This is a genomic window from Synechocystis sp. LKSZ1 (assembly GCF_040436315.1).
In the GTDB taxonomy this organism is placed as follows: domain Bacteria; phylum Cyanobacteriota; class Cyanobacteriia; order Cyanobacteriales; family Microcystaceae; genus Synechocystis.
Genome location: NZ_AP031572.1, coordinates 1,698,205 through 1,723,495 on the forward strand (window position 1 = coordinate 1,698,205; position 25,291 = coordinate 1,723,495).

Here is a 25,291-nt window from a genome sequence, read left to right on the forward strand (position 1 = left end):
GACGGAGAGCGTCCCGCATCAAGATACTGAATGGGCTTTCTGACCAGATGCAGTTACTTAAGCACCAGTTCAATATCTCGGCTCTCTTGAATGTTCTTTGGCATACAACTTTGGGGGATCCCAATATTGGCATCACTTTTCTAGATGGATTCGTCGATCTGTCCCATCCTTGTTTCAAGAGATCTGACCGGACTAAGATACAAACCTTGGTATCGGATCGTTCCGGTGCTGGCTATGCTTTGCAACAAAGGACTTACGTTGCCAGCATCATCTGCCCAGCCAATGGCCCATAACTCGACCGGGTTTGATAGGATCTAGCTCAGGCCTATATAAAATCTGACTGGTAAGCCCTATGCCCCGGACGCAACGGAACGATAACTTTATTGATAAAAGCTTTACGGTGATGGCAGATATCATCCTCAAAATTCTGCCCACCAACCAAAAAGCCAAGGAAGCCTTTGTTTACTATCGAGATGGGATGTCCGCCCAGGCCGAAGGGGAATACGCCGAGGCCCTGGAAAATTACCAAGAGGCCCTGACCCTAGAAGACAATGCCAATGACCGCAGTTATATTCTCTACAACATGGCCCTGATCTACGCCAGCAACGGCGAGCACGAGCGGGCCCTAGAATCCTACCACCAGGCCATTGAACTCAATCCCCAAATGCCCTCGGCCCTCAATAATGTCGCCGTGATCTACCACTACCAAGGGGAACGGGCCAAGGAAGCCGGTCATGAAGAGGAGGCCGAGGCCCTTTTTGATAAAGCCGCTGAATATTGGAAACAGGCGATTCGACTGGCTCCGAATAATTACATTGAGGCCCAAAACTGGCTTAAGATTACCGGCCGCTCTGAAATCGACGTTTTCTTCTAATTTCCTCACTCCCTCTTTTCCCAACCCTGCCCCCATGCTCGACCAAGCCCAAGTCCATAAGATTGCTCACCTGGCCCGCCTAGAGATTACCCCCGAAGAAGAGGCCCAGTTTGCCCCCCAACTCAGCGCGATTCTGGATTATTTTGAACAACTTGAAGCCCTAGATACAACGGATGTGGCCCCGACAACGCGGGCAATTGAACTCCACAATATCACCCGGCCGGATACCCAAGCGACTTACCCAGACCGCCAGGGCCTGATGCACAATGCCCCGGAGCCCGAAGGCGATTTCTTCCGAGTACCCCAGATTTTGAGTACGGATGAAGCGTGAATCGTGCTACTATGATAAATGGCTCGGCCCCATGCGATTACAACGCCTAAATCTTGTCAGGCCCGGAAGGGAGCAGCAATACGGGATGCTTGTAGTAGGCGTGGTCTCCGGGCCTTCCCATGGGATGATCCACGTCACGGGTTTCACCACTTAACCCTCGTCTCCAGAAATTAACTATACATTTTTTCACAATTTCCCTTGGCCAAGACTCCAGTCTATTCCCCGCGCAGGACATAGACCTAGCTCTGCATGGATGTGGGATCAAGGAAGCAATGCTGATACAATCAGCTACAGTTATTAGCAAAATTTGAGACCAACTCAAAAAGGTGCGGAAATCCTATGGCTCTTGGCTACGTTGCCCTGGTTCTTCATGCTCACTTACCCTTTGTCCGACACCCGGAAAGTGACTACGTTTTAGAAGAAGAGTGGTTGTATGAGGCAATTACCGAAACCTATGTTCCCCTAATCCACGTTTTTGAAGGTCTCAAACGGGATGGCATTGATTTCAAAATCACCATGAGCATGACCCCGCCCTTGGTCTCCATGCTCCGTGACCCCCTCCTACAAAAGCGCTACGAAGAACATCTGACCAAGCTTCAGGAGTTAGTTGAAAAGGAAATTGTTCACCACCAACACCACGGACATTTTCGTTACCTCGCCGAATATTATCAAAAAGAATTTGCCGCAATTCGAGCCACTTGGGAGCGCTACGATGGCGATCTTATTTATGCCTTTAAGCAATTTTTAGATAGTAATAACCTGGAAATCATTACCTGCGGGGCCACCCACGGCTATTTTCCGCTGATGAAAATGTATCCCCAGGCCGTTTGGGCCCAGATCAAGGTGGCCTGTGAGCATTACGAAGAACATTTTGGCCAGGCTCCGAAGGGGATTTGGTTGCCGGAATGTGCCTACTACGAAGGGGTAGAACGGATGTTGGCCGATGCCGGCCTGCGTTATTTCCTTGTTGATGGCCACGGTATTTTGTATGCTCGGCCTCGCCCCCGCTTTGGCACCTACGCCCCCATTTTTACGGAAACCGGCGTTGCGGCCTTTGGTCGGGATCACGAGTCGTCCCAACAGGTGTGGTCTTCCCAGGTCGGTTACCCTGGGGATCCCGAATATCGAGAGTTCTATAAAGACCTGGGCTGGGAAGCGGAGTACGAATACATCAAGCCCTACATCATGCCCAATGGTCAGCGCAAAAACATTGGCATTAAGTACCATAAAATCACCAGTCGCCAGGCGGGCTTATCGGATAAGGCCCTGTACGATCCCTACTGGGCCAAGGAAAAATCGGCAGAACATGCGAGTAATTTTATGTATAATCGCCAGCAACAAATTGAAAATTTGGCCGGCATGATGCACCGGCCGCCCCTGGTGGTTTCCCCCTACGATGCAGAACTCTTTGGGCATTGGTGGTACGAAGGGCCCTGGTTTATTGATTACCTCTTCCGCAAGGCCTGGTACGATCAAAACACCTTTGATATGACCCATTTGGCCGATTATCTGCGTCACAATCCGACCCAACAAGTTTGTCGGCCCTCCCAGTCGAGTTGGGGTTATAAGGGTTTCCATGAATATTGGCTCAATGAAACCAATGCTTGGATCTATCCCCACCTGCATAAAACCGCTGAGCGCATGATCGACCTGAGCCGCCGGGAAGCCCAGGATACCGTAGAAGAGCGGGCCTTAAACCAAGCGGCCCGAGAACTCCTGCTTCTGCAATCCTCGGACTGGGCCTTTATCATGCGCACTGGCACCATGGTTCCCTACGCGGAACGCCGTACCCGTTCCCACTTGTTACGCTTTAATAAACTCTATGATGATGTGCGGGCCGGTACCCTAGACGAAGCCTGGTTGGCCCAAGTTGAGGCCATGGATAATATTTTTCCCAGTATTGACTATCGGGTCTATCGCCCGTTGTAGGCTGAGCCGGAGAGGCCGGGAAGCAGATCGGTATGGCAACCTTTGAAAAAAACAGTTGGAGCTGGCAAGTCCAACAATGGCAACAGAACCTGGGGGAATGGTGGGAATGGCAACAAAGCCAATGGTTCCACCACTTGCCTAGCCTGAATTTGCCGACTCCGGACTGGCCAGAAGAATGGGGAACTCTGCTTGTCCATGCGTTGTTTGGTCTGCTGGTGGCCCTGCTAGCCCTAAGTCTTTGGTGGAATCGTCGCTTTTGGCTACGCCGTTGGCAACAACTCCAAGCTGTGAACTTCACTTTACCAGAACTCACCCCGGCCCTGACGGCGGCCCACTGGCTCAAACAGGCCCAGCAGTTGCAGCAATCCGGCAATTATTATCAGGCCTGCCGTTGTCTCTACCTGGCCATGCTCCAGCACCTCCATGACCAGGCCCTGATTCTCCATGCCCCTGACCGCACGGATGAAGAGTATTTACTATTAGTTAGCACCCTGCCTGACCCAGAACCCTACGAAACCCTACTGGAAATCCATCAACAGCTCTGTTTTGGGCAACGAGAGGCTTCGGCTCACCTCTACGCTCGGTGTGACCAGGCCTATCGTCACCTTGCGCCCTAGTTTCTAATGCTTAAATCCCTGTCCCAACGACAAAAAATTCTTCTGGCGAGCCTCCTGGCGGGGTTACTACTCCTGCTGTTGCTCTTCAATAACGGGGCACAGGCCCAGCGGAGTCAAGGTTCCACCTATAGCCGCACTCCCACCGGTTATGGGGCCTGGTATGCCTACCTACAAGACCAGGGAATATCGATCCAACGGTGGCAAAAACCTGCTAGTCAATTAAGTGACCAACCCCAGCCGATAACCCTGGTGCGTGTTCAGCCAACCCTGATCGAGCGCACCCTCAGCGAAACATTACCGGAGGCAAAATGGTTAGCCAAAGGCAATCGCCTAATTGTGCTGGGAGTAAGGGCCCCGGCCACCAACGCCCCTTTCCACAACCGCCTAACTAGTGACCAAGGTTTGGTGCGCATTGACACCCGTCGTCGCTGGGGGGCCAAGGTCGATACCCTGCTCGAAGATCAGTACGGAGCCATCATTCAACGGCAATCCCACGGCCAGGGAGAGTTAATCTGGGTCGTTACGCCCTACCTTGCGGCTAATGCCTATCAGGATTCTCCAGGCAACTTTCAATTGCTGGCAAAACTGGCTAACACACCAGGCTACACGCTCTGGATTGACGAATACATCCACGGTTATAAAGATGCAGAAACCTTAGCCCAGGAAGTAGGAGAGACGGTCTGGGCTTATCTGCAAAAAACCCCGCTATTATTTCTCTTCCTCCAGGGCCTAGTCCTCCTAATGATTGCCCTCTGGGCCGGTAATCAACGCTTTGGCTCGGCTCTTAGTCCCCGGCCCCCACGTTTGAACAATAACCTGGCCTACATTGAGGCCCTGGCCACGGTGCTCGAAAAAGCAGAAAGTACCGATTTTGTGGCCCGGTATCTCCAGCTCGACGCTTTAGATAGCAACCCTTCCACCCTTCCCCGTCGCAACGAGGCCCTGGCTCGTTTTCTTTCTCCCCCGCCTAAACCATGACCACTCCCCAGACCTTTCACCATCTCCGAGAGGCCCTCGCCGCCCTGGTGGTGGGCCAGCCCAAACTGATTAACCAGCTTTTAATCGCCCTACTCTCCGGGGGCCATGTCATTCTTGAAGGCGTTCCTGGCACCGGCAAAACCTTGCTGGTTAAAGTCTTGGCCCGTTTAATCCAGTCCGATTTCCGCCGTATTCAACTCACCCCGGATATTCTACCCTCGGATATTTTAGGAACCAATATTTTTGACTTTAACAGCCATAGTTTTAGTCTGAAAAAAGGGCCAATCTTCACGGAAATTTTGCTGACCGATGAAATTAACCGCACGCCCCCCAAAACCCAATCGGCCCTATTGGAAGCCATGGAGGAGCAGCAGGTCACCCTCGACGGCGAAACCCTGGCCCTGCCAGCCCTGTTTTGGGTGGTGGCTACGCAAAATCCCCTAGAGTTTGAGGGTACCTATCCGCTACCCGAGGCTCAACTCGACCGCTTTCTCTTTAAGCTAGTTGTTGGTTATCCTAGCCTCGCCGACAGTAAACAAATGTTGATCAATCATCAGCAGGGCTTCCAGGCCAAACGCCAGGATCTGGAAAACCTGACGGCGGTAACGAGCGTGGTGGATATTTTAGAAGCTCGCCAACAGGTACAAACTATTAAAGTAGAAGAAAAACTCCTCGATTACCTCTTAGAGCTGGTGGAAAAAACCCGCCATCATCCCGACCTGTTGATTGGGGTTTCCCCTCGGGCCACCGTCCATTGGCTCCGGGCCGCCCAGAGTCGGGCTTGGCTCCAGAATCGGGATTATCTGATTCCTGACGACCTCAAAAGTGTGGCTCCGCCCCTCCTACGCCATCGTCTCATTTTGAAACCGGAAGCTCAACTGGATGGCCTAGCGGTGGATACCGTCATTCAAGAGCTATTGCAAAAGGTTGCCGTACCTCGCTAAATCACTCAATTATTCTAGCGTCGGGTCAGGCCCTCTGCCGCTTCGCGGAAGGGTTCTACTGTATCGTTGAAGTCAATGGGAAGTACCGCTACAACGTTTTCGTGGGGACGGGGGATAATTACCCAGGTTTCTAAGACGGCCCCCTCTGTGCGACTCACCGCTTCAATCCCTGCCGCCATAGCGGTTTTGACTTCCTGCACATCCCCCCGAATATTCAGGGTGAAACGGGCGCTTCCGGCCCGGATATAGCCCACAATGGTGATTCGACCCGCTTTGACCATGGCATCAGCGGCGGCGAGAATACCGGGAAATCCTTTTGTTTCAATGGAACCAACAGCGGATTGGGCTGACATGCGACGTCTCCTAGGGGATATGGATAAAAATAATTGAAAACGGCTGAGTAGGGTAAATCCCAGACCTTACTATAGGTCAAGAAGGGCCTTTCGGCTAGTTGGCAGCGTTGCGGAAGCGAGCCACTTTTTCGGTGTATTCAACCGGCAGAACCGCTAATACATTTTCCGGGGGATTGGGCACAATGTAGTGACTGACTACTTCTCCACCGGGGGTACTCTCCGCGGCGGCCAGCCCCTTTTCCACCGAAAGATTTACCTCCGAGACTGGCCCCCGTACTGCGACTAAAAATTCCCCCCGCTCGGCCAAATCATAGTACACGAGAGTCACCCGACCGCCCTTAACCATGGCATCAGCGGCGGCCAGCACGGCCGGAAATCCGAGGGTTTGTATGACACCAACGGCTTGAGGCATTGTCTTTCTCCCAGGAATCGTATGCGAAGGGGTTGACCATTCCCCATTGTATCGGCTTAGGGGACAGCCTCCAGGGCCGAATCGGATCCTAGGAAGACGGTGGTACGGGGTCGTACCCCCCCGGATGCCAGGGATGACAGCGCAGAATTCGTTGGAGGGCCAGCCAACTGCCGCGCCCAACCCCATGGGTATCAATGGCCGTCAGTGCGTACTGGGAACAAGTCGGCTGAAAGCGGCAACTGGGGGGAAAGAGGGGAGAAATCAAAAGACGGTAGGCCTGGATACAGGCTTTAACGAGGGTTTTCATCGCGCCTCGAAAGAAAGTAGGGGCCTATTGATTGTAGCCCAGCCCCGATCTAGAGATTAGCGTGAAGGACTAAATGCCGGTCACTATCAAAACTAATGCGGCCCTGGCTTTGCAGTTCCCCCAACAACCGAGTAATGGTGACGCGGGTGGTGCCAATGGCATTGGCCAGGGTTTGGTGGGTCAGACGTACAGATAGGCGAATCCCGTTGGTGACGGGTTGTCCCATTTCCTGGGCCAGAAGCTTAAGCAGCTCTTGCAGGCGTTCATCCACTCGCTTCAGCCCGGCAATGGCCAGCAGGGTTTCCGTTTGACGTAATCGCTTCAGGGTTTGCCCCAGCACCAGTTGGGCCAACTTGGGGGTATTTTCCAGTTCTGCCGTGGTGTACCAGCGGAGATAGACATCGGAAAGGGCCTTGGCCTGATAGGTATCTAACTGGCCCAGAGTGAGGGACATACCGAAAAAAGCCGAGGCCTGGGCCCAGCCCAATAAAATTTCATCACCATTAGCTGCAAATTGACTCACCTGCACAATGCCGCGATAGACTTGCCAAGTCCCCTCGGCCGCCAGGGGAATCGTGTTGCCCTTGTCGTAGAAATGGAGGCGACGACCCTCTAAGCCTTCTTGGGGAGAAACTAAGTCAGTGGGCGAGTATGTCAGTACCATGGCAAGTTTGGGGGTTTAGCTCTCAGGGTAAGGGGCCGAGGTAAACATTGGGTAATCAATGGCTTAATCTTTCACCAAGACTTGTACTTTTAGGTCTTGATAAAACTCTTCTTGGGCCAGGGCCACCTTGGATTGGGAACTCAGCAAGAGCAAGGCCCAAAAGACCCCGACTCGGTCTTGCTGGGGAGAAGGGTTGGGCATTGCTTGGGCTTGGTGCCAGTGGTGCAGGAGGGTGTCTAGGTCGATCCAGTCCTCGCCGGTTAAGGGACTAGCCCATTGGGTTTGCAAAAAGTGATCCAGTTGGGCGGCCAATTCCGTTAAATTTTCCTGGTGGGCCAGTTCGGTAATAATTTGCAGGGCCTCACGACGGGATTGGGGTCGGGCTCGCTTCAGGCGTTGGGGAGGACGATCGTTCTCAATTTCCTGGGCGATCTGTTGAATTTGTTGGATCAGTTCTGCCAGAGTGACGCGACGACGCTGGAGGGGGGGAGCGGCAGTGCGACGACGGAGATGGCGTTCTAGGGCCACTGGCAAGGTCGAGGGAAATGCTTCCGGCTCTATGGCTTCGGGGACTTCCGCCTCTTCTGTATCGCTTTGCTCCAACCGTTCTAGGGTATCGGCTTTGTAGCGGACAAGCATGGAGGCCCAGAGAAAGGCCTGACCGGATTTGGGTAACTGTTGTTGTTGGTAGGCCAAATCCCGGCTTTGCAGAATGCCAACCTCCCCTAGAAAACGGTCAATCACATCAATGACCGAAACATCCCAGGGATCAATTTCCCCCTGTTCTGCGAGGGTAATCAGAGTGGCAATCGCTTCACTCGCGGCCGTTGTGGTCATAATGTTAGTAACTAGTTTGAATGAGCCTCAACCACGCCAAGGACGTATAAATACTGATGGGGGTTTCTTTAGCCGATCTACGCTTGAATTACAGCCAGGGAGGCCTCCTGGAAGAGGAGACTGCCGACCATCCCTTTGTTCAGTTCCAGCAGTGGCTAGACCAAGCTATCATCGCTGAGCTACCGGAGCCGAATGCCATGACCCTGGCTACCCTCACGGCCGAGGGCCGACCTACCGCCCGTGTTGTCTTGCTGAAGGGTCTAGATGACCAGGGTTTTACCTTTTTTACCAACTATAACAGTGCCAAAGGACGAGAATTGCAAGCTCAGCCCTGGTGTTCCCTTGTCTTTTGGTGGGCCGGCCTAGAACGACAAGTCCGTATTGAAGGCCAGGTCGAACAACTCCCGGCCGCGGAGTCCGATGCCTATTTCCAAGCACGCCCCCGGGCCTCCCAGTTAGGGGCCTGGGCCTCTCCCCAGAGCCAAATGATTGCCAATCGCCAGGTTTTAGAAGATGCATTGGCAGCCCTAGCAGCGGAGTATCAGGGCCAGACCATTCCCCGACCCCCGCACTGGGGAGGCTTTCGGGTGATTCCCCTCTCTCTAGAATTTTGGCAGGGCCGCCCCAGCCGTCTCCACGACCGCATTCTCTACCAACGGGACGGAGCCGGTTGGCGGAAATCTCGCCTCGCCCCCTAGTCAAGGCCTGCCATGGAAATCCTCTGTACCCGACCGGGCTGTGGTCGTCTCAACCACTTCCCTGACCTCGATAACCGCAATACCCTACAAACGGCCCAGCAAAAGTTTTGTACCAGTTGTGGTATGCCCTTGATTTTAGCGGGTCGTTATTTGCCCGTGAAGCTCCTGGGCCAAGGGGGATTTGGCGCCGCCTTTTTGGCCCTGGATCGGTTTACCCCCACCATGCGCTTTTGCGTGGTCAAGCAATTCCAGCCCGCTGGAGACATGACCCAAGAGCAACGGGATTTGGCCCTGTCCCTGTTTGAACGAGAGGCGGCGGTGCTGGAAAAATTAGGCAATCGCCACGACCAAATTCCCGACCTCTATGCCTTTTTTCCCCTGGTTTTGGATAATCCCCGTAGCGGCAAAACCGAGCAGTTTTTTTATCTGGTACAGGAATTCATTGATGGCAAAAACCTAGAAGAGGAATTGGCCCAACGGGGAACCTTTAGCGAAGCCGAAGTCCGTCACGTGCTCACCGAAATGCTGAAGGTGTTGGCCTTTGTCCATGGCAAGGGCTCCATTCACCGAGACATTAAGCCTTCCAACATTATGCGAGCCAAGGATGGCCAGCTTTTTTTGCTGGATTTTGGAGCCGTTAAGCAAATTGCCTCCGGTGCCGCTACCCCCGCCGCCTCCACCGGCATCTATTCCATGGGCTTTGCGCCTCCTGAGCAAATGACCGGGGGCCAAGTTTATCCCGCCACCGACCTCTACGCCCTGGCCGTAACCTGTCTCTACCTGTTAACGGGCCAGACGGCCCAAACCCTCTTTGATGCCTATCACAACTGCTGGCAATGGCGAAATCCTCAGTTAAAGGTCAGTGATGACCTAGCCCAAGTTCTAGATCGACTGTTATTGCCGACGCCCAGGGATCGTTATCAATCTGCGGAAGAAGTCCTAGCGGCTCTCCAGGGCAGTATCTCGACCCCGCAACCGATTCCGCCAGCCGCGCCGGCCCCCAGTACCAAGCTCCAGGCGACGCCCGCTCCTGCACCGGCCCCAGCACCTACCCCGGCCCCCGTCAAAACCCGGCCCCCGCAACCCTCTCTCCTGGCCCGTATCTCTACCTCCAAAGTGTTGCTCGGTGCGGCCTTTACCGGCTTTGAGGGCCTGTTGATTTGGCTGGCCGCTACGAGTCTTTTACCAGGCCCTGGCCTGAGTATGGGCGTGGTGGGCATGGCCTTGGGCGGCTTGATCTTTAGTCAAAGCCGACGCTGGATTGAGGCCTTGGAAATGGCGATTATTGCAGCCTTGACCCTCATCGCCTTCTGGTTTTTACCGGTTCTACATCGTTTGCCGGTTGTTGCCCTTATTCAGGCCCCGTTAGCCACAGTTAATCCCTTCTTTCAAAACCCCTTTTTTGTGGTGTTGGCCATGGCCCTCTTCATGGCCTTCGGCTTGATTGCCATCACAGCGCTATTTTTACTGATTTATAAATTGCTGACTTATTTGCTCCAAGGCCGTTAACTGACTGGCCCTGGGCTTCCTAGAAGCGCGTTACACTAAGCAGATACCGATGGCTTGACGGCCCTTCTCCCCTCAATTTATTGCTTTTTGTAATCTATTACGAATGACCTCCCTGTCTTCCCCTGACTCCATTACCCCCCATCACCACGGTTCCCATACCCATCCCCACGTTCACAGTGAAGCCTCCCTCCGGCAACTGATTAATCGCCTCTCGCGGATTGAGGGCCATATCCGGGGTGTGAAAACCATGGTCAATGAAAGCCGTCCTTGCCCGGAGGTTTTGGTGCAGATCGCGGCGATTCGCGGGGCCTTAGACCGGGTCGCTCGCCTGATTTTAGATGAGCATTTGAGCGAGTGTGTGGCCCGGGCGGCCCGGGAGGGCAACATTGATAGTGAAATTGAGGAACTCAAGGCGGCTCTAGACCGTTTTCTGTGATCGTCTTGGCAACCCCAGTGGTAAAGAGTCAGCTTTCTTCAGACTCCCCCGTAGAGAACTTTTGACCCACTTCATCCCTGTCAACCACTATGATTGAACCCACTGGTGTCGAACGTGATGCCGTCGTTACCTCCCTAGGGACGATGGTTTACTACCGCCTCATCGACCAACCCTGGCCAGACCTGCCCCCGACCACCTCGGCCAAACCGACCCTCCTGTTTTTCCATGGCTTTGGGGGCGGTTCCTCGGCCTACGAATGGTCAAAAGTCTATCCGGCCTTTGGGCCTGAGTACCGTGTCCTGGCCCCCGACCTGTTGGGCTGGGGACGCTCCGACCATCCCGAGCGGGATTATCAACCCCAGGACTACATCCAAAGCCTCCAAGAATTTATCGAGCAGACCTGTTCTGAACCGCCGTGGGTAGTGGCCTCGTCCCTGGTAGCGGCTCTCACGATCCGGGCGGCCATCACCCGGCCGGAGCTATTTAGGGGCCTGATTTTGTCAACGCCCACGGGCCTGTCGGATTTTGGTGAGGATTATCGCCGTAACCTCTTTGCCCAAATTGTGGGGATTCCCGTTCTGGATAAGGTGATCTACCGGACGGGGATTGCCAATCGTAATGGCATTCTAAGCTTTTTAGAAAACCGTCAATTTGCCCAGGCCAATCGCATTTTTCCCGAAATTGTCGAGGCCTACCTCGCTTCCGCCACCCAAGCCAATGCGGAATACGCGGCCCTGTCCTTTGTGCGGGGCGATCTCTGTTTTGACCTGGCCCAGTTTATTCCCCAACTCACCACTCCCACTGCCATTTTCTGGGGCGAACGGTCGCAATTTACCCCCCCGGCCCAGGGACGACGCTTAGCGAGCCTTAATCCTAGGGCCATCAAGGCCTTTGTGGAATTGCCCGATGTGGGTCTCACCCCCCAGTTAGAATTACCGGCGGTGACCATTGGCCTCCTGCGTCAGTTTTTGGCCCTCTTACAAGCAGACTCGCATTGAACATGACCCATCCTGTCTCCAGTTCCCCGTCTTGCCTACTAGCCATCGAAAACCTGTCCATTACCTATCCCCATAGTCAACACCCAGCGGTTCGGGGGGTTTCCTTCCAGTTGCATCGGGGGGAAAAGCTCGGCCTAGTGGGGGAATCGGGCTGTGGGAAATCTACCCTCGGCCGAGCGATTATGCGCCTACTGCCCCCCGGCTCCCAGCAAGAGGGCCAGATCTGTTTTGAGGGCCAATCCCTGGCGGCGTTGAACCCGGAGGCCCTGCGACGATTTCGGGGCGAAGTGGTGGCCCTGGTCTTCCAAGACCCCATGACCCGCCTCGATCCCCTGATGACCATTGGCGAACATTGCCTAGAAACCCTGTTGGCCCATCAACCCCAGTTAAGCCGAGCCGAAGCCAAAACCATTGCCCTCCAGACCCTAGACCGGGTCAAAATTCCCAACAGCCGTTGGGGCCAGTATGCCCATGAATTTAGTGGCGGTATGCGTCAGCGGGTGGCCCTGGCCCTGGCCCTGCTCCTGAAACCGAAACTGATCTTGGCTGATGAACCGACTACGGCCCTGGATGTCACCGTCGCGGCGGAAATTATGCAGGAATTAACCCGACTCTGCGCCGAGGATGACCTGGCCCTGCTGTTGATTTCCCATGACCTGGCCATGGTGGGGGAATACTGCGACCAGTTGGCGGTGATGAACCAGGGCGAGATTGTGGAACGAGGGCCAATCCAGCAATTGTTGGAAAATCCGCAACACCCCTATAGTTGTTCTCTGCTCCAGGCAGCCCTCCATATCCATGACCTAGAGGGCCGCAAACCCTTTACGACAGACCAACCCCAGCCCCTTTTAGCTGTCAAGCATCTCCGGCAACACTTCAGCCTAGAGGGTAATTTAATTCAACAGTTCTTTACCCGTCAAAAAACCTGGATCAAGGCCGTTGAGGACATTAATTTTGAGCTTTATCCGGGGGAAACTCTAGGCCTGGTGGGAGAATCCGGTTGTGGCAAAAGCACGCTGTCCCGGACAATTTTACAACTCCTCAAGCCAACTTCCGGCCAGGTGGAATTCGAGGGAGAAGACTTAACCTGTCTTTCCGAGGGCCAACTGCGGGCCAAACGCCGAGACATTCAAATGATTTTCCAAGACCCCCATGCCTGTTTGAATCCAATGATGACGGTGGGCCAAAGCATTGCCGATCCCCTCTTCATCCATGGCCTGGCTACCCCCGCAACGGCCGAGACGGAAGTTAAGCAGATGCTGGAACGGGTCAAGTTAACGCCGGTAGACACCTACTATCATCGTTATCCGAGGGAACTATCCGGGGGCCAACAACAGCGGGTGGCCATTGCTCGGGCCCTGATTACTAAACCCAAACTGGTGATCTGTGACGAGCCGGTGAGTATGTTGGATGCCAGTGTCCAGAGTCAGGTACTGGATCTGATGCAGGAATTAAAGGAACTCTTTGGCCTGACCTACCTGTTTATTACCCACGACCTCTGGGTAGCCCGCTTTTTCTGCGACCGCATTGCTGTCATGCAACAGGGCCAAATTGTCGAGATGGGCGAGACCACCAGTCTGTTTCATCAGCCCCGCCATCCCTACACCCAAAAACTTCTGCAAGCCGCTCCCCTACTGGCCCAACTGGGGTAATCTGTCCCTGGACAATAAATGGTTTTGTCGGTGGATCTGCCAGGGCCTGAGCAGACTTTTGAGAATTAGTTCTAATGATCCTAATTCACCAGGGCTTTGGCGGTAGGGCCAGGTGCCCGGTTGACAAAAGAGGAATTCAATTAATTGACGTTCCTGCTCCAGGCTCAGGGGAGCAAATTCGATACTGAGGCGAGAGCCATCTCGCTCTGGATATTGAGCCAGGGCCTTGGCCGGTAATTGCAAGGCCGTTTCCGTAAACACGAGTTCAAAGGTGTTTTGGGGGAGTGTTGGCGTTTTTAGCCGCAGTTCCGCCCCTTTTTCCGAAATTTTGACCACTTCTCCGGAGACCAATCCTTGGGGAAAGAGCAGGGTGACAGGTTTTTGTACTGTTAGCCAGGTGTAGAAATCCACCTTGGGCACATCCAAGAAAGCATTGAGGGCCGCCGTCAGAAACAGCAGATTAAAACAACCCCAAACAATCGACAAATTAAAATGGCCCTTGCCGTAGGCATCCGTCGTGATCCAGTACAAGCTCAGCAGGGTAATCAGCAGAAAAATAATTACCGGAAAAGCTAATTGGTAATCGTAGCGGTAGCGCTTTCTTAGCAGGCCCTTGGGAGTGACGTTAAACTTTTTACCGAAGGGATTGAGCAGGGTTTGTACAACGGTAATGCTCACCGGAAAAAAGGAGACAAGCGCATAGAGTTCCGAAAGAAAAATGGAGCGGGAACGATAATTGAGCCAATGAAAGGTACTCAATTGCAGGCAATAATAGGGTACAAAGAAATAGAAAGCCTCGGCGGCCGTAACCCGCAGGGGCACAATGCCAAAAACGGCGTAGAGAAAGGGAATCAATAAAAAACAAACCCGCGGTAAGACCCCAAACCAATTCAACAGGCCCTCTAGGTGGGCCAGGCGTTGTCGCCAATTTAACCCCGGAATGGTCAGTGGATTGGCCTGGATAAAAAAAGCCTGGAGGGTTCCCTGGCCCCAGCGCAGACGCTGCATCAAATGGGTAGAAATGCTTTCCGCCGCCAGGCCAGCACTGAGTTTTTCATCTAAATAGGCCAGGTCATAGCCTTCAGCGGAGAGACGAATGCCGGTGAAATAGTCCTCACTCAAGGAATCGGTATCAAACCCCCCAATACGCTCCAGGGCCTGACGACGCATCACAAAGGATGTCCCTGCACAGAGGACACTCCTGGCCCCGTCCTTCATCGGTTGGATCTGACGATAAAAGGATTCTTCTTCACTGGTCAATTGGCCCGCCAGGCCTAAATTCGTGGCGATGGGGTCAGCATTATAAAAACTCTGGGGGGTTTGCACCAAGGCCAGATTTTCCTGTTGGAAAAAGCCCACGGTACGGGTCAAAAAGTTACGAGTCGGAACAAAATCCGCATCAAACACCGCAATCAGTTCCCCCTGGGTGTGGCGGAGGCCAAAATTCAGGTTGCCCCCCTTGGCCTGGTGATTGTCGGGATAGGCCAGATAATAACAGCCGAGTTTTTGGCAGAGTTGCTCAATTTCAGGACGGCCGCCATCATCGAGGACATAGATCGTTTTAGGGGTATAGTCCAGGGCCTGGCAAGCAATAATCGTGCGCTTAAGAATGAATACCGGTTCATTGTGGGTGGGAATTAGCACATCCACCGTTGGTTGATACTGCCCAGTCAGCACCGCTTGACTATAAATATCTGCTTCCCGTTGGCGGTCTCGGCTATGGGGCAAGAGCAAAAACTGGATCAGCGTCGAGGCCAAGCCAACGCTTTCCGCAACCAATAACAAAAGACTAAAACCCCCATTGAGAGCATTATCGAAGTTCAGGCTAAACCCCAGTCGCCAAACGAGATAGCGCAGGAGAAATGCCGACACAATGGCAATGATCAGGGCCCGCGACCAACGATTGGGCCGGGGAGACAGATAGATTAGGGCTTGAGTCAACAGGACAAAAACCACCGTTGGCCAGAAAAGAATGAGGGGAGAAGGATTCGTCGGAATCGTGAAAAGGCTGGTGACCAGGGGAAGTAAAACCGGCCCTAGAATGAGCGTTTGGCAAGTCTGGAGCCATTGACTCAGGTCAAGCATGAGGGTAAACCCCAAAACGGCTAGGAGACCTAGACCGAGCCAGCGGAGCCATGTAGGCGAAGAAAGAAGCGGAGCAGTGGGAACGGAGACCCCAGAGACAGTGGAGGAGGGAGAAGACGAAAGGGGCATAGTCAGCTTTAATCAACAGCAGGGAACTAACGGGCCCTTGCCTTGGCAAAGGGTATGCAATTTGAAAAGGGGTCTCGGTGGACGGCGAAGACCGTCAATCTCTGATATTTAAGTAATCCGAACGAAGCATCCCGTTGGATGAACTAGACTCTAACTTAACAAAGGACATCTCGCTTTAGGGAGTAGCGGCTAGGGGAATTATTCCTGTCGTTGTCTCTGGGCCAACAGGCCATGCTTGGGCGCAAACACCAGGGCCAGTAGGAAAAATAGGGTCTGTACCACCACAATACAGCCCCCCGTGGAGCCATCAAGGTAGTAACTCAGGTAGGTTCCCAGCAAACTGGATAATACGCCTGACGCCATGGCCAGCCCTAACATTTGGTCAAAGCGATCACAGAGGAGGTAAGCCGTCGCACCGGGGGTAATCAGCATAGCAACGACCAAAATAATACCCACAGTTTGTAGGCCAGCAACGGCGGTCAAGGACAGGAGGGACAGCAGAGTGTAGTAGAGAAAATCGGTATTCAGGCCAATGGAGCGGGCGTGAGTGGAATCAAAGCAAAACAGTAGTAAATCCTTGCGGAGCAGGGCCAGGGTTGCTAGGGTGATCAGACTAATAATGGCGGTTTGAATAATATCTTCGTTGGCAATGCCCAAAACGTTGCCAAACAAAATATGGGTTAAATCCACAGAACTGCGAATCTTCGAGATTAGCACTAGGCCAAAGGCAAAAAAACCCGTAAAGACAATGCCAATGACGGTATCTTCCTTAATCCGCGTCCGGGCTTGGATAAAACCGATGGCCAACACAGAGCCGACCCCAAAGACAAAGGCCCCCAGGGCCAGGGGCAGATTAAAGGCATAGGCCAAGACGACACCGGGCATCACCGCATGGGACACGGCATCCCCCATCAAGGCCCAACCCTTGAGGATCATAAAGCAGGACAGGGCCGCACAGACCAGGCCCACCAAGGCACTCACCAGCAGGGCCTTGATCATGAATTGGTGTTGGAGGGGAACCAGCAACCAGTGCCAGAGATCCATCAGGCCGCCTCCCGTAGGGATAACCAGGGGTCAGATACCGGAGCTAGCGGCGCGACATTGGCACTAAAGGTGCGTTGCAGATTTTCCGGGGTAAACACCTCCGAGGTGGCCCCGTAGGCCAAAATCGTGCGGTTAATCAACACGACTTGGTCACAAAAGGTGGTGATGGAATCCAGATTATGGGTGGAAATCAGGATGGTATGGCCCAGATCCCGTAGTTGGATGAGCAGATCAATCATTAACTTTTCCGTTTTCACATCCACGCCGGCAAAGGGTTCATCCAATAGCAGAATGGCGGCCTGTTGGGCCAGGGCCCGAGCCAGAAAGGCTCGTTTTTTTTGACCGCCCGATAGTTCGCCAATTTGCCGGTCGCGTAAATCCCACAATTCCACTTGCTCTAGACTGCGTCGCACCCTGGCCTTGTCCTCCGGACGGGGCATTCGTAGAAAATTGAGATAGCCGTAACGGCCCATCATCACCACCTCATGCACACTGACCGGAAATTGCCAATCCACCTCCTCCGCTTGCGGCACGTAGGCCAGCCAATGGCGTTTTTGGGCCTGGCGCACCGAAAGGCCTTGAATCAAAACCCGGCCGCTACGGGGTGGTACAAAACCCATGATCGCTTTAAACAGGGTCGATTTACCGGCGCCATTCATTCCGACGAGGCCACAGATAGAACCGGCCTGGAGTTGCAGAGAGGCTCCGTGCAGGGCCACCTTGCCGTGGTAGGCCACGGTCAAATTTTGAATCTCGATACTAGGGGAGGTTAGGGCCATGGTCGTTGCTAAGAAGGATTAGATAAACCGTTAATTAGGGTGTTGAGATTGTGTTCTAAAAGCTGGAGATAGGTCGGGGCTGGGCCCTCGGGAGGCGAGAGGGAATCGACGTAGAACACCCCCGCAAATTTGGCTCCACTTTCCTGGGCCACCTGGCGCTGGGCCTTATCGCTGACGGTACTTTCACAAAAAACCGCTGGGATTTTCTTGTCTTTAACCGTTTCAATCACTCGACTCACCTGCTGGGGTGTGGCCTGTTGCTCAGCGTTGGTGGGCCAGATGTAGATGTTTTCTAGGCCATAATCCTTGGCCAGATAGGCAAAGGCCCCTTCGCAGGTGACGAGATAGCGTTGATTTTTCGGTAAGGTGGCGATGACTGTTTTTAATTTTTGATCCAGGGCCTGAATCCGTTGGCGATAGGCCTGGGCATTGCGGTTATAAATTTCGGTGTTAGCTGGGTCAAGCTTTACCAAGGCCTGGCGGATATTGTCCACATAGATCAGGGCATTGGCCGGAGACATCCAGGCGTGGGGGTTGGGCTTGCCCTGGTAAGCATCGGATTGGATAGGGATGGGGGTAATGCCCTCACTTAGCGTGACATGGGCCACCTGGGGTAAATTCTGGTAAAAACGCTGGGCCCAACGCTCTAGGTTAAAGCCATTGTCTAGGATGAGCTTGGCCTCCTGGCCCCGCTCTAGATCACTCGGGGTTGGCTGATAGCCGTGTACTTCGGCTCCTGGCTTGGTAATCGATTCCACCTGCAAGCGGTCTCCCGCCACATTTTGGGCCATATCGGCAATGACGGTAAACGTCGTTAACACCACCGGCTGGCCAGCGTTTTGAGACGAGGGTGGCCGAGAACTTTCCCCCTGACAGCCCGTTAGACCCAGAAAGAACAGAAGACTAATACCCAGATTGACCCCAAAGCGTTGCATGGTGAACGGCTTTCATTTTTATCTCATAATTTTCACTCTAGCACCTCGGCCTCAAAAAGTGAAAAGATTATGAGAAATGCGGCTTCCCCATCCCCTGGGATAGACATCAATCAATTGCTACACTAAGCAGTACAGACTCTGTAGATGATGCAAGCGCTATGGTGACAACTTCTCCGGTATCCTATGACCAAGACTTTGCCCTTTGGCTGGAATCCACGGTGCAGCTGCTAAAAGCCGGGGAGTTTGCGGGGGTAGATTGGGAACATTTAATTGAGGAGATCGAAGGCTTGACCCGCAGTGATAAGCGTGAGCTAGAAAATCGCTTGATTACGCTGTTTGAACACGCCCTCAAACGATGTTATGTTCCCTTCCCAGACTGCTATCGGGGTTGGGACGTCACTCTCCTTCGTACTCAAAAGCAGATTCAGCGGATTCTCAAAGATTCTCCCAGTTTACGCAATTATCTGCGCGAGATTTTAGAAGCCTCGTACCAGGAGGCCTGGGAAGATATGAGCCAAGAATATGATGCTAGTTTTCCTGACCAATATCCCTTTAGCAAAGATCTGGCAATCCTGTTATCCACCTCCTTTTGGCAATGAATGAAGCTGTATGATGTTTACCTCAGCATGGGCCTCAAAAAGTGAAAAGATCATGAAAGCCAATCTAGAGCTAGAAAGTTAGGGCCAGAGAAAATAGCGTGAGGAGCAAAATAACCGCCTAAAATATTGAGTTATTCCCTTCAAATCCGCCATTTCCATGGGGCCGCTACATCGCATTCTGATCCTATTTGCCCATCCCGCCCTAGAGAAATCCCGCCTAAACAAAATTTTCCTCAAGGCGGTGCAAAATCTCTCCGGTGTTACGGTGCATGATCTTTACGAGCAATATCCTAGCTTTCATATCAATATTGCTCAGGAACAAGCTCTATTACTCACCCATGACATTATCGTCTTTCAGCATCCCATTTACTGGTATAGTAGTCCGGCTATTTTGAAAGAGTGGCAAGACTTGGTTCTAGAGCATGGTTTTGCCTATGGGAAAGGCGGGACAGCACTCCAGGGGAAAAAATTTCTGTCGGCGGTGACCACTGGGGGAGGGGCCACTGCCTATAGTCTAGATGGGCTCAATCGTTTTACCCTCCGACAATTCCTCTTGCCTTTTGAGCAAACGGCCTATCTGTGTGGGATGGATTATCTTCCCCCCTATGTAACCTTTGGAACCCACCAGATGCAAGCCCCCCCAACTCTCCAAGCCCAAGCGCAGAGCTATCGACAGGCAATTATGGCCCTACGGGATAATCGCGTTCATTGGGATCGGCTCCGGCAAACGGCCTATTTCAATGAGGATTTGACCCAGGTGATTTACGGTGAGGCGACTGAGACCGATGCATAATCAAGATTTTTTCTTTCAGGCGTTTATTTATCTAGGGGCGGCAGTTATCTCCGTACCCATTGCCAAACGATTGGGGCTAGGCTCCGTACTCGGCTATCTGATGGCCGGTATCCTGATTGGCCCCTTCGGCTTTCATTTAGTTGGCCAAAATGGGGAGGATGTCCTGCACTTTGCTGAGTTTGGCGTGGTCATGATGCTCTTTTTGGTGGGACTGGAGTTACAGCCGGCGTTACTTTGGCGTTTGCGGGTGCCGATTCTTGGCCTGGGAGGACTCCAGGTTCTGGGAACATCCCTTGTTGTGGCTAGCTTGGGACTGTTGATCGGTTTACCCTGGCAAAGTTCTCTAGCAGTGGGCTTAATTTTAGCAATGTCTTCTACTGCTATTGTCTTGCAGACCTTAAACGAAAAAGGATGGATGAAAACCGAGGCAGGCCAATCAGCCTTTTCCGTACTCTTATTTCAAGACATTGCAGTGATTCCCATTTTGGCGCTGTTGCCCCTCCTCGCCATTACTCCAACGCATCAGGCCCGTCTCGTCAGCAGCACTGCATCCCCTTGGCTGAACGTGGCCCAGACCACTCAGGCCAGTTTACCGCCTTGGCAACAAACCCTATTGGTGATAGTCACGGTCGGCGGCATTATCCTGGCAGGTCGTTTTTTGATGCAACCCGTGTTTCGCTTCATTGCCACAACCGGCTTGAGGGAACTGTTCACCGCCACAGCTCTCTTCCTGGTCATTGCCATTACCCTGGCGATGAATGCCGTTGGCCTTTCACCGGCCCTTGGCACGTTTGTGGCGGGTGTTGTCTTAGCAGAAAATGAGTACCGCCACGAACTTGAAACCGATATTGAACCCTTTAAAGGCCTGTTATTGGGGCTATTTTTTATTTCCGTGGGGGCCAGTATTGATTTCAGCTTATTATTTCAAAATCCCTGGCTGATCCTTAGCCTTGTCATCGGTCTGGCCCTGATTAAAGGGCTAGTGCTCTTTGTTTTAAGTCGGATCTTTCGCCTAGAGTTGGGCCAGGGTCTACTCTTTAGCTTTGCTTTGGCTCAAGGGGGAGAATTTGCCTTTGTACTCTTTTCCTTTACGCTCCAGAATAATGTCTTAACCTCAGCGATTACCGCACCGCTCGTGGTCGCCATTGCCCTTTCCATGGCCTTGACCCCCGTGCTAATTATTGGCTATGAACAATGGGTTTATCCTCGCTTTCGCTTGCTTCAACCGGACAGAGAAGCCGATCTCATTGATGAGGATAACCCGGTCATTATTGCGGGCTTTGGTCGTTTTGGACAAATCGTCGGACGTTTGTTAATTGCCAATGGGGTGCGCGTCACCATTTTAGACCATGATCCTAGCCACATTGATTTGTTGCGACGCTTTGGTTGGAAAGTATTTTATGGTGATGCCGCCCGGATCGACCTATTGCGGGCAGCGGGAATTGGGCATGCCCGTTTACTGATCATTGCCATTGATGAACCCGAAAAAACCCTCGGCATTATCCACGCGGTACAAAAATATTTTCCCCAGATTCAGATCCTGGCCCGAGCGACCAACCGCCAACATGCCTATGACCTCATCCGGGCAGGGGTACAGGTCATTGAACGAGAGACCTTTGGCTCTTCGTTAGCCATGGGTGTAACCGCCTTACAGCTATTGGGAATGCGGGCCTATAAAGCTCAGCGAGTGGCTCAAACCTTTAAGGATCACGATGAACAGGTGCTACGGGAAATGGCTTTCATGGCAGGAGATAAAATCCAACTAATGGCCCGTTCCCGTCAAATGAACGAAGAATTAGCTCAATTACTACAATCGGATGATCAGGAGATTGCTCACCTTATCGATCATGCCTGGGATGCGTCCAGTCTTTATGCCGAGGGGAAGGATGAGAGCCCAAGGGAAGCGACCCCAGGATAATTTTCAGAAAACCTTCATGAAATGAAGAGAGCCGTTCCCCCTCGATGTCTATAATGAACGAGGAAAATTTCAAAACCTTGAGCCATTGGAGTCTTGCAACACCATGTTAAGTAAAGTCCCCGCCAAGATTGAGGCGATCGCCGCCCGCGAGATTTTAGATTCCCGTGGCCGTCCCACTATTGAAGCTGAAGTGAGATTAGAAAGCGGTGCCTATGGTATTGCTCAAGTCCCCAGTGGAGCATCAACAGGGAGTTTTGAAGCCCATGAACTGCGGGATAATGACTCCCATCGCTACGCTGGCAAAGGGGTCGAAAAAGCCGTCCGCAATGTCATCGAAAAAATTGCTCCAGTCGTGGAAGGGCTCGATGCCTTTGACCAATTGGCCGTTGACCAAGCCATGATTGACCGAGACGGAACAGCGAACAAGAAAGAATTAGGGGCCAATGCGATTTTGGGCGTTTCCCTAGCCAATGCCAAAGCTGCCGCCGCTGAACTAGAACTCCCCCTTTACCGCTATCTGGGCGGCCCCTTAGCCAACGTTTTACCCGTACCGATGATGAACGTGATTAACGGGGGGGCCCATGCTGATAATAATGTAGACTTTCAAGAATTTATGATCATGCCCGTCGGGGCCGAGACCTTTAAGGAGGCCCTGCGCTGGGGGGCAGAAGTCTTTGCCGTCCTGGGGAAAGTCCTCAAAGAGCGTAAACTCCTCTCCGGCGGCGTCGGGGATGAAGGCGGGTACGCACCGAATCTGCAATCCAATCAACAGGCCCTGGATATCCTGATCGAGGCCATTGAAACCGCTGGCTATAAAGCCGGTTCCCAGATTGCCCTGGCCATGGACATTGCTTCTAGTGAGTTTTTCAACAACGGTCAGTATACCTACGATGGCGCTCCCCACTCCCCCCAGGAATTTATCGAGTACCAAGCTGCATTAGTGAGTCAATACCCGATTGTCTCCATTGAAGACGGGCTCCAGGAAGATGATTGGGACAACTGGCAAGCCATGACCCAGGCCCTGGGGAGCAAAACCCAACTGGTGGGGGATGACCTAATGGTGACAAATCCGATCCGTCTGCAAAAATCCATTGATCTGGGTGTTGCCAACGCCATTCTAATCAAGCTCAATCAGATTGGTTCCTTGAGCGAAACCCTCGAAACCATCTCCCTGGCTACCCGCTCTAGCTATCGCTCGGTGATTTCCCACCGTTCTGGTGAAACCGAGGATACCACCATTGCCGACTTGGCCGTGGCTACCCGAGCTGGTCAGATTAAAACCGGTTCTCTTTGCCGTTCTGAACGGGTTGCTAAATACAATCGCCTACTCCGTATTGAGGATGAGTTGGGCGCTCGGGCCATTTACGCCCCTAAACTGGGTCTTGGCCCTAAACACGGCTAGGATAAACGCCTGTTAGAGACAGGGCTCTATTATTTTTTGAGATCATGTAGGGCCCTCATAGCCGTTGTTGCATCCTAGGCCTAACCATACTGGGCCACCTTCTGTAAAAATTCTTCCGTTAGCTTAACAAAGGCCTTAGAGCCTTGGGTATTGGGCATTGCTGTTACCACCGGCATAAAAGTATCCACAGCCTTGGCCACGTTGACATCCATCGGAATGGATTGCGTAAAAATTTGTTCGGGTTGGAAATCGGATTGGACTCGGCGCATCACTTGGTTGTAGTAACGGCTTAACAGTCCCCCTCCGGACAGGATGAACACAACACCAATCAGATTAATCGTCAGGGGGTCTGCCGAGGCCTTGTGGCTTTCTTTTAGCTTGGCAATACGACGCTCTAACAATTGCATCCCCACAATAGAAAGGGGTTCTGGTCGGGCTGGTAAAAGGTAAAAATTGCTGGCCGCAATGCCGCTACGGGTCAGCAGATTATAACCCGGCGCACAGTCTAAAATGATAAAATCGTACTCATCCAGAGCGGGTTCTAGGATTTGTTTAATCAAGCTACTTTCAAAGCGATTCCAGATTGCTTCAAAGTTAATATCCTGGGACTGGCTGGCTTGTTGGTGAAGCATTTCAGAAACCAAGTATTCATCGTAAAGCTCAATATCTCCTGGTAAGAGTTCCAAACCTTCGATGTCGCAAATACCGGGGCAAATAATGTCAAAAATTTCTAGCTTACTGTGGGGATTTGGCTGGATAATATTGTCAATTAAATAACTAAGGGTACGGCGTTTTTTGCGGGTTTTAGCAAAGTCATGGGGGGACATGAGGCTCAAGGTAGCGCTGATTTGGGAGTCCAGGTCTAAGACTAGGACTCGTTTTTGGTAGTACTTTGCTAAACAGGTAGCCAGATTAACAGTGAGGGTTGTTTTTCCCACCCCCCCCTTCATATTTACTGTACTAACAATGCTCGCTACCATAGTGCTCCCTAGTGCTACGTCTTTCGTTTCGCTAGTTTAGCAGGCGGTCAGGCCGGGAAGAAGCTTTCGGTGCAAGGCCTTACCTAGATTTTTGGGGCATTCTCCGGCCCATAAGCGACAATAGGGAGAATATGGCCCTTTTCCATGACCCTATGACTCGCAATCCCAGACGCTCAGACCTTAATGCTGACCTTGCCCCAGCGGTTCCCCAGGCCGTCCTGCGGGCCTCTACTAACCTCACGACCGTCGGTAATATCGGCTTCTGGGTACAGATCGTGGTTGGGGCCTTTGCCGTTGTGACCTTTCTCTTTGCCAGCATGGGCCTGACCTTTGGCCAAGACCGAACGACGGGCATCGAAGCAGGTATTATTTCGGCCTTTATTTCCCTGATTCTGCTCTGCGTGGGTATTTACTTTTCCGTGCGCTACCGGCAATTGGGCCGCCAACTGCAAAATGCAGACAATCATCCCCGCCGTGCCGATATCTTGCAACTCATTCGTTGGGGCCTGTTGATTAATCTAGCGGGCATGGGGATGGCCATTATTGGGGCAGCAGCCATCAGTGGCATCGTACTGGTCAAATCCTTGAGTATTCCCCAGGGCACCCTCGCCGCCAACCCCAAGCAGTTTGTCCAATCCATCGACCTCCTAGCCATCCAGGCCAACACCAATACCATCATTGCCCATTTCACCGGCCTGCTCTCCTCTCTCTGGTTGCTGGATCGTATTCACAAGTAAGGGACTAGATTATGCAACGGACTCGCCTCAATACCCTAGCAGAAATCACCAGTACCCAGGCCAGCGAATTTTTTCGCAATCCCTGGCGGCGAATCTCCCTGACTTTGTTGACTTTTTTGTTGGGCTTCTTTGTCGGGGCCGCCGTGGCCACTACTGCCGGCCAGAATGCCCAATGGGATGTGGTAGGAGCCGCCTTGATTTTGATCTTTGCAGAAGCTGTAAGTCGTTGGGTCTATGGTCGTTCTGGGAGACTGGAACAGGGGCCCTCCTTTGTCCTAGATATCCTTAACTATTTCAAGATGGGCATCCTCTACAGTCTTTTCCTAGAAGCCTTCAAACTCGGTTCCTAGG

27 protein-coding genes and 1 other RNA gene are annotated in these 25,291 nt (G+C 52.7%); 18 read left to right on the plus strand and 10 right to left on the minus strand.

Features of this window, described 5'->3' with window-relative positions:
- The first annotated feature begins 352 nt into the window (after positions 1-352).
- The 7 genes from ABXS88_RS07990 to ABXS88_RS08020 all read left to right on the plus strand — a co-directional run bounded on the left by ABXS88_RS07990 (position 353) and on the right by ABXS88_RS08020 (position 5,673).
- Entirely contained in the window at positions 353-874 is a 522-nt protein-coding gene (locus tag ABXS88_RS07990; RefSeq protein WP_353674648.1) for a photosystem I assembly protein Ycf3, read from the plus strand.
- 34 nt (positions 875-908) lie between these two features.
- Complete coding sequence (gene gatC, locus ABXS88_RS07995) at positions 909-1,205, plus strand: Asp-tRNA(Asn)/Glu-tRNA(Gln) amidotransferase subunit GatC (RefSeq protein WP_353674649.1); 297 nt, start codon at positions 909-911, stop codon at positions 1,203-1,205.
- Between the two features lie 20 nt (positions 1,206-1,225).
- An RNA gene (gene ffs / locus ABXS88_RS08000) (signal recognition particle sRNA small type) lies at positions 1,226-1,322 on the plus strand.
- Positions 1,323-1,544: 222 nt separating this feature from the next.
- Positions 1,545-3,134, plus strand: coding sequence for a glycoside hydrolase family 57 protein (locus ABXS88_RS08005; protein ID WP_353674650.1), 1,590 nt, complete (start codon positions 1,545-1,547; stop codon positions 3,132-3,134).
- A 32-nt stretch (positions 3,135-3,166) separates the two neighbouring features.
- On the plus strand, positions 3,167-3,751 hold the full coding sequence (locus ABXS88_RS08010) for a DUF4129 domain-containing protein (protein WP_353674651.1): 585 nt from the start codon (positions 3,167-3,169) through the stop codon (positions 3,749-3,751).
- A gap of 6 nt (positions 3,752-3,757) precedes the next feature.
- Positions 3,758-4,729 (plus strand): DUF4350 domain-containing protein, encoded by a 972-nt coding sequence (locus ABXS88_RS08015; protein ID WP_353674652.1) that lies wholly within the window; start codon positions 3,758-3,760, stop codon positions 4,727-4,729.
- Positions 4,726-5,673 (plus strand): MoxR family ATPase, encoded by a 948-nt coding sequence (locus tag ABXS88_RS08020; protein ID WP_353674653.1) that lies wholly within the window; start codon positions 4,726-4,728, stop codon positions 5,671-5,673. Before ABXS88_RS08015 ends, ABXS88_RS08020 begins: the two co-directional genes overlap by 4 nt.
- A gap of 14 nt (positions 5,674-5,687) precedes the next feature.
- Here the strand turns inward: ABXS88_RS08020 and ABXS88_RS08025 are convergent, their stop codons facing one another.
- The 5 genes from ABXS88_RS08025 to ABXS88_RS08045 form a co-directional block, all read right to left on the minus strand.
- Entirely contained in the window at positions 5,688-6,026 is a 339-nt protein-coding gene (locus ABXS88_RS08025) for a carbon dioxide-concentrating mechanism protein CcmK (protein WP_353674654.1), read from the minus strand.
- 94 nt (positions 6,027-6,120) lie between these two features.
- Positions 6,121-6,438 carry a carbon dioxide-concentrating mechanism protein CcmK gene (locus ABXS88_RS08030; RefSeq protein ID WP_353674655.1) on the minus strand — a complete coding sequence of 106 codons (318 nt, stop codon included), beginning with the start codon at positions 6,436-6,438 and terminating at the stop codon, positions 6,121-6,123.
- A gap of 88 nt (positions 6,439-6,526) precedes the next feature.
- Entirely contained in the window at positions 6,527-6,745 is a 219-nt protein-coding gene (yidD, locus tag ABXS88_RS08035; RefSeq protein ID WP_353674656.1) for a membrane protein insertion efficiency factor YidD, read from the minus strand.
- Positions 6,746-6,794: 49 nt separating this feature from the next.
- A complete protein-coding gene (locus tag ABXS88_RS08040) occupies positions 6,795-7,409 on the minus strand; it encodes a Crp/Fnr family transcriptional regulator (RefSeq protein WP_353674657.1) in 615 nt (204 codons plus the stop codon).
- A gap of 63 nt (positions 7,410-7,472) precedes the next feature.
- Positions 7,473-8,246: a segregation/condensation protein A gene (locus ABXS88_RS08045; protein ID WP_353674658.1), complete on the minus strand. Its 774-nt coding sequence runs from the start codon at positions 8,244-8,246 to the stop codon at positions 7,473-7,475.
- A 53-nt stretch (positions 8,247-8,299) separates the two neighbouring features.
- Here ABXS88_RS08045 and pdxH point away from each other — a divergent pair, with 53 nt between their 5' ends.
- The 5 genes from pdxH to ABXS88_RS08070 all read left to right on the plus strand — a co-directional run bounded on the left by pdxH (position 8,300) and on the right by ABXS88_RS08070 (position 13,539).
- Positions 8,300-8,944 carry a pyridoxamine 5'-phosphate oxidase gene (pdxH, locus tag ABXS88_RS08050; RefSeq protein WP_353674795.1) on the plus strand — a complete coding sequence of 215 codons (645 nt, stop codon included), beginning with the start codon at positions 8,300-8,302 and terminating at the stop codon, positions 8,942-8,944.
- A 12-nt stretch (positions 8,945-8,956) separates the two neighbouring features.
- Positions 8,957-10,453 carry a serine/threonine-protein kinase gene (locus tag ABXS88_RS08055; RefSeq protein ID WP_353674659.1) on the plus strand — a complete coding sequence of 499 codons (1,497 nt, stop codon included), beginning with the start codon at positions 8,957-8,959 and terminating at the stop codon, positions 10,451-10,453.
- A gap of 103 nt (positions 10,454-10,556) precedes the next feature.
- Positions 10,557-10,889 (plus strand): metal-sensing transcriptional repressor, encoded by a 333-nt coding sequence (locus ABXS88_RS08060; protein ID WP_353674660.1) that lies wholly within the window; start codon positions 10,557-10,559, stop codon positions 10,887-10,889.
- Between the two features lie 89 nt (positions 10,890-10,978).
- Entirely contained in the window at positions 10,979-11,887 is a 909-nt protein-coding gene (locus ABXS88_RS08065; protein ID WP_353674661.1) for an alpha/beta hydrolase, read from the plus strand.
- Between the two features lie 2 nt (positions 11,888-11,889).
- On the plus strand, positions 11,890-13,539 hold the full coding sequence (locus ABXS88_RS08070) for an ABC transporter ATP-binding protein (RefSeq protein ID WP_353674662.1): 1,650 nt from the start codon (positions 11,890-11,892) through the stop codon (positions 13,537-13,539).
- Here ABXS88_RS08070 and ABXS88_RS08075 read toward each other — a convergent pair.
- From ABXS88_RS08075 to ABXS88_RS08090, 4 genes are all read right to left on the minus strand, one after another.
- A complete protein-coding gene (locus tag ABXS88_RS08075; protein WP_353674663.1) occupies positions 13,519-15,753 on the minus strand; it encodes a glycosyltransferase in 2,235 nt (744 codons plus the stop codon). The two genes, ABXS88_RS08070 and ABXS88_RS08075, sit on opposite strands and share 21 nt — an antisense overlap.
- Positions 15,754-15,951: 198 nt before the next feature.
- Positions 15,952-16,797 carry a metal ABC transporter permease gene (locus ABXS88_RS08080; protein WP_353674664.1) on the minus strand — a complete coding sequence of 282 codons (846 nt, stop codon included), beginning with the start codon at positions 16,795-16,797 and terminating at the stop codon, positions 15,952-15,954.
- On the minus strand, positions 16,797-17,576 hold the full coding sequence (locus tag ABXS88_RS08085) for a metal ABC transporter ATP-binding protein (protein ID WP_353674665.1): 780 nt from the start codon (positions 17,574-17,576) through the stop codon (positions 16,797-16,799). Before ABXS88_RS08085 ends, ABXS88_RS08080 begins: the two co-directional genes overlap by 1 nt.
- 8 nt (positions 17,577-17,584) lie before the next feature.
- A complete protein-coding gene (locus ABXS88_RS08090; RefSeq protein ID WP_353674666.1) occupies positions 17,585-18,511 on the minus strand; it encodes a metal ABC transporter substrate-binding protein in 927 nt (308 codons plus the stop codon).
- 158 nt (positions 18,512-18,669) lie between these two features.
- On the opposite strand from ABXS88_RS08090, the gene ABXS88_RS08095 reads away from it, so the two are divergent.
- From ABXS88_RS08095 to eno, 4 genes are all read left to right on the plus strand, one after another.
- Positions 18,670-19,110, plus strand: a complete 441-nt coding sequence (locus ABXS88_RS08095) for a DUF29 domain-containing protein (RefSeq protein ID WP_353674667.1) — start codon at positions 18,670-18,672, stop codon at positions 19,108-19,110.
- A gap of 157 nt (positions 19,111-19,267) precedes the next feature.
- Entirely contained in the window at positions 19,268-19,903 is a 636-nt protein-coding gene (locus ABXS88_RS08100; RefSeq protein WP_353674668.1) for an NAD(P)H-dependent oxidoreductase, read from the plus strand.
- A complete protein-coding gene (kefC, locus tag ABXS88_RS08105; RefSeq protein WP_353674669.1) occupies positions 19,896-21,821 on the plus strand; it encodes a glutathione-regulated potassium-efflux system protein KefC in 1,926 nt (641 codons plus the stop codon). The genes ABXS88_RS08100 and kefC overlap by 8 nt, the downstream gene beginning before the upstream one ends.
- Before the next feature lie 103 nt (positions 21,822-21,924).
- Positions 21,925-23,223 carry a phosphopyruvate hydratase gene (eno, locus tag ABXS88_RS08110; protein WP_353674670.1) on the plus strand — a complete coding sequence of 433 codons (1,299 nt, stop codon included), beginning with the start codon at positions 21,925-21,927 and terminating at the stop codon, positions 23,221-23,223.
- A gap of 80 nt (positions 23,224-23,303) precedes the next feature.
- Here eno and ABXS88_RS08115 read toward each other — a convergent pair whose 3' ends face one another.
- The gene (locus tag ABXS88_RS08115; protein WP_353674671.1) at positions 23,304-24,203 is read right to left on the minus strand and encodes a ParA family protein; all 900 of its coding nucleotides are present in this window, start codon (positions 24,201-24,203) and stop codon (positions 23,304-23,306) included.
- Between the two features lie 152 nt (positions 24,204-24,355).
- Here ABXS88_RS08115 and ABXS88_RS08120 point away from each other — a divergent pair, with 152 nt between their 5' ends.
- Both ABXS88_RS08120 and ABXS88_RS08125 read left to right on the plus strand, forming a co-directional pair.
- Positions 24,356-24,940, plus strand: coding sequence for a DUF3611 family protein (locus ABXS88_RS08120; RefSeq protein WP_353674672.1), 585 nt, complete (start codon positions 24,356-24,358; stop codon positions 24,938-24,940).
- 11 nt (positions 24,941-24,951) lie between these two features.
- Entirely contained in the window at positions 24,952-25,290 is a 339-nt protein-coding gene (locus ABXS88_RS08125) for a DUF565 domain-containing protein (protein WP_353674673.1), read from the plus strand.
- Position 25,291: the final 1 nt, after the last annotated feature.

Coding starts and splice junctions, on each gene's coding strand:
- ABXS88_RS08060 (WP_353674660.1), top strand. CDS start 10,557: ATGACCTCCCTGTCTTCCCCTGACTCCATTACCCCCCATCACCACGGT.
- ABXS88_RS08025 (WP_353674654.1), bottom strand. CDS start 6,026: ATGTCAGCCCAATCCGCTGTTGGTTCCATTGAAACAAAAGGATTTCCC.
- yidD (WP_353674656.1), bottom strand. CDS start 6,745: ATGAAAACCCTCGTTAAAGCCTGTATCCAGGCCTACCGTCTTTTGATT.
- ABXS88_RS08045 (WP_353674658.1), bottom strand. CDS start 8,246: ATGACCACAACGGCCGCGAGTGAAGCGATTGCCACTCTGATTACCCTC.
- ABXS88_RS08040 (WP_353674657.1), bottom strand. CDS start 7,409: ATGGTACTGACATACTCGCCCACTGACTTAGTTTCTCCCCAAGAAGGC.
- ABXS88_RS08085 (WP_353674665.1), bottom strand. CDS start 17,576: ATGGCCCTAACCTCCCCTAGTATCGAGATTCAAAATTTGACCGTGGCC.
- ABXS88_RS08030 (WP_353674655.1), bottom strand. CDS start 6,438: ATGCCTCAAGCCGTTGGTGTCATACAAACCCTCGGATTTCCGGCCGTG.
- ABXS88_RS08120 (WP_353674672.1), top strand. CDS start 24,356: ATGACTCGCAATCCCAGACGCTCAGACCTTAATGCTGACCTTGCCCCA.
- ABXS88_RS07990 (WP_353674648.1), top strand. CDS start 353: ATGCCCCGGACGCAACGGAACGATAACTTTATTGATAAAAGCTTTACG.
- ABXS88_RS08075 (WP_353674663.1), bottom strand. CDS start 15,753: ATGCCCCTTTCGTCTTCTCCCTCCTCCACTGTCTCTGGGGTCTCCGTT.
- ABXS88_RS08125 (WP_353674673.1), top strand. CDS start 24,952: ATGCAACGGACTCGCCTCAATACCCTAGCAGAAATCACCAGTACCCAG.
- ABXS88_RS08010 (WP_353674651.1), top strand. CDS start 3,167: ATGGCAACCTTTGAAAAAAACAGTTGGAGCTGGCAAGTCCAACAATGG.
- ABXS88_RS08090 (WP_353674666.1), bottom strand. CDS start 18,511: ATGCAACGCTTTGGGGTCAATCTGGGTATTAGTCTTCTGTTCTTTCTG.
- ABXS88_RS08020 (WP_353674653.1), top strand. CDS start 4,726: ATGACCACTCCCCAGACCTTTCACCATCTCCGAGAGGCCCTCGCCGCC.
- ABXS88_RS08065 (WP_353674661.1), top strand. CDS start 10,979: ATGATTGAACCCACTGGTGTCGAACGTGATGCCGTCGTTACCTCCCTA.
- ABXS88_RS08015 (WP_353674652.1), top strand. CDS start 3,758: ATGCTTAAATCCCTGTCCCAACGACAAAAAATTCTTCTGGCGAGCCTC.
- ABXS88_RS08080 (WP_353674664.1), bottom strand. CDS start 16,797: ATGGATCTCTGGCACTGGTTGCTGGTTCCCCTCCAACACCAATTCATG.
- ABXS88_RS08115 (WP_353674671.1), bottom strand. CDS start 24,203: ATGGTAGCGAGCATTGTTAGTACAGTAAATATGAAGGGGGGGGTGGGA.
- eno (WP_353674670.1), top strand. CDS start 21,925: ATGTTAAGTAAAGTCCCCGCCAAGATTGAGGCGATCGCCGCCCGCGAG.
- ABXS88_RS08005 (WP_353674650.1), top strand. CDS start 1,545: ATGGCTCTTGGCTACGTTGCCCTGGTTCTTCATGCTCACTTACCCTTT.
- ABXS88_RS08095 (WP_353674667.1), top strand. CDS start 18,670: ATGGTGACAACTTCTCCGGTATCCTATGACCAAGACTTTGCCCTTTGG.
- ABXS88_RS08055 (WP_353674659.1), top strand. CDS start 8,957: ATGGAAATCCTCTGTACCCGACCGGGCTGTGGTCGTCTCAACCACTTC.
- ABXS88_RS08070 (WP_353674662.1), top strand. CDS start 11,890: ATGACCCATCCTGTCTCCAGTTCCCCGTCTTGCCTACTAGCCATCGAA.
- gatC (WP_353674649.1), top strand. CDS start 909: ATGCTCGACCAAGCCCAAGTCCATAAGATTGCTCACCTGGCCCGCCTA.
- kefC (WP_353674669.1), top strand. CDS start 19,896: ATGCATAATCAAGATTTTTTCTTTCAGGCGTTTATTTATCTAGGGGCG.
- ABXS88_RS08100 (WP_353674668.1), top strand. CDS start 19,268: ATGGGGCCGCTACATCGCATTCTGATCCTATTTGCCCATCCCGCCCTA.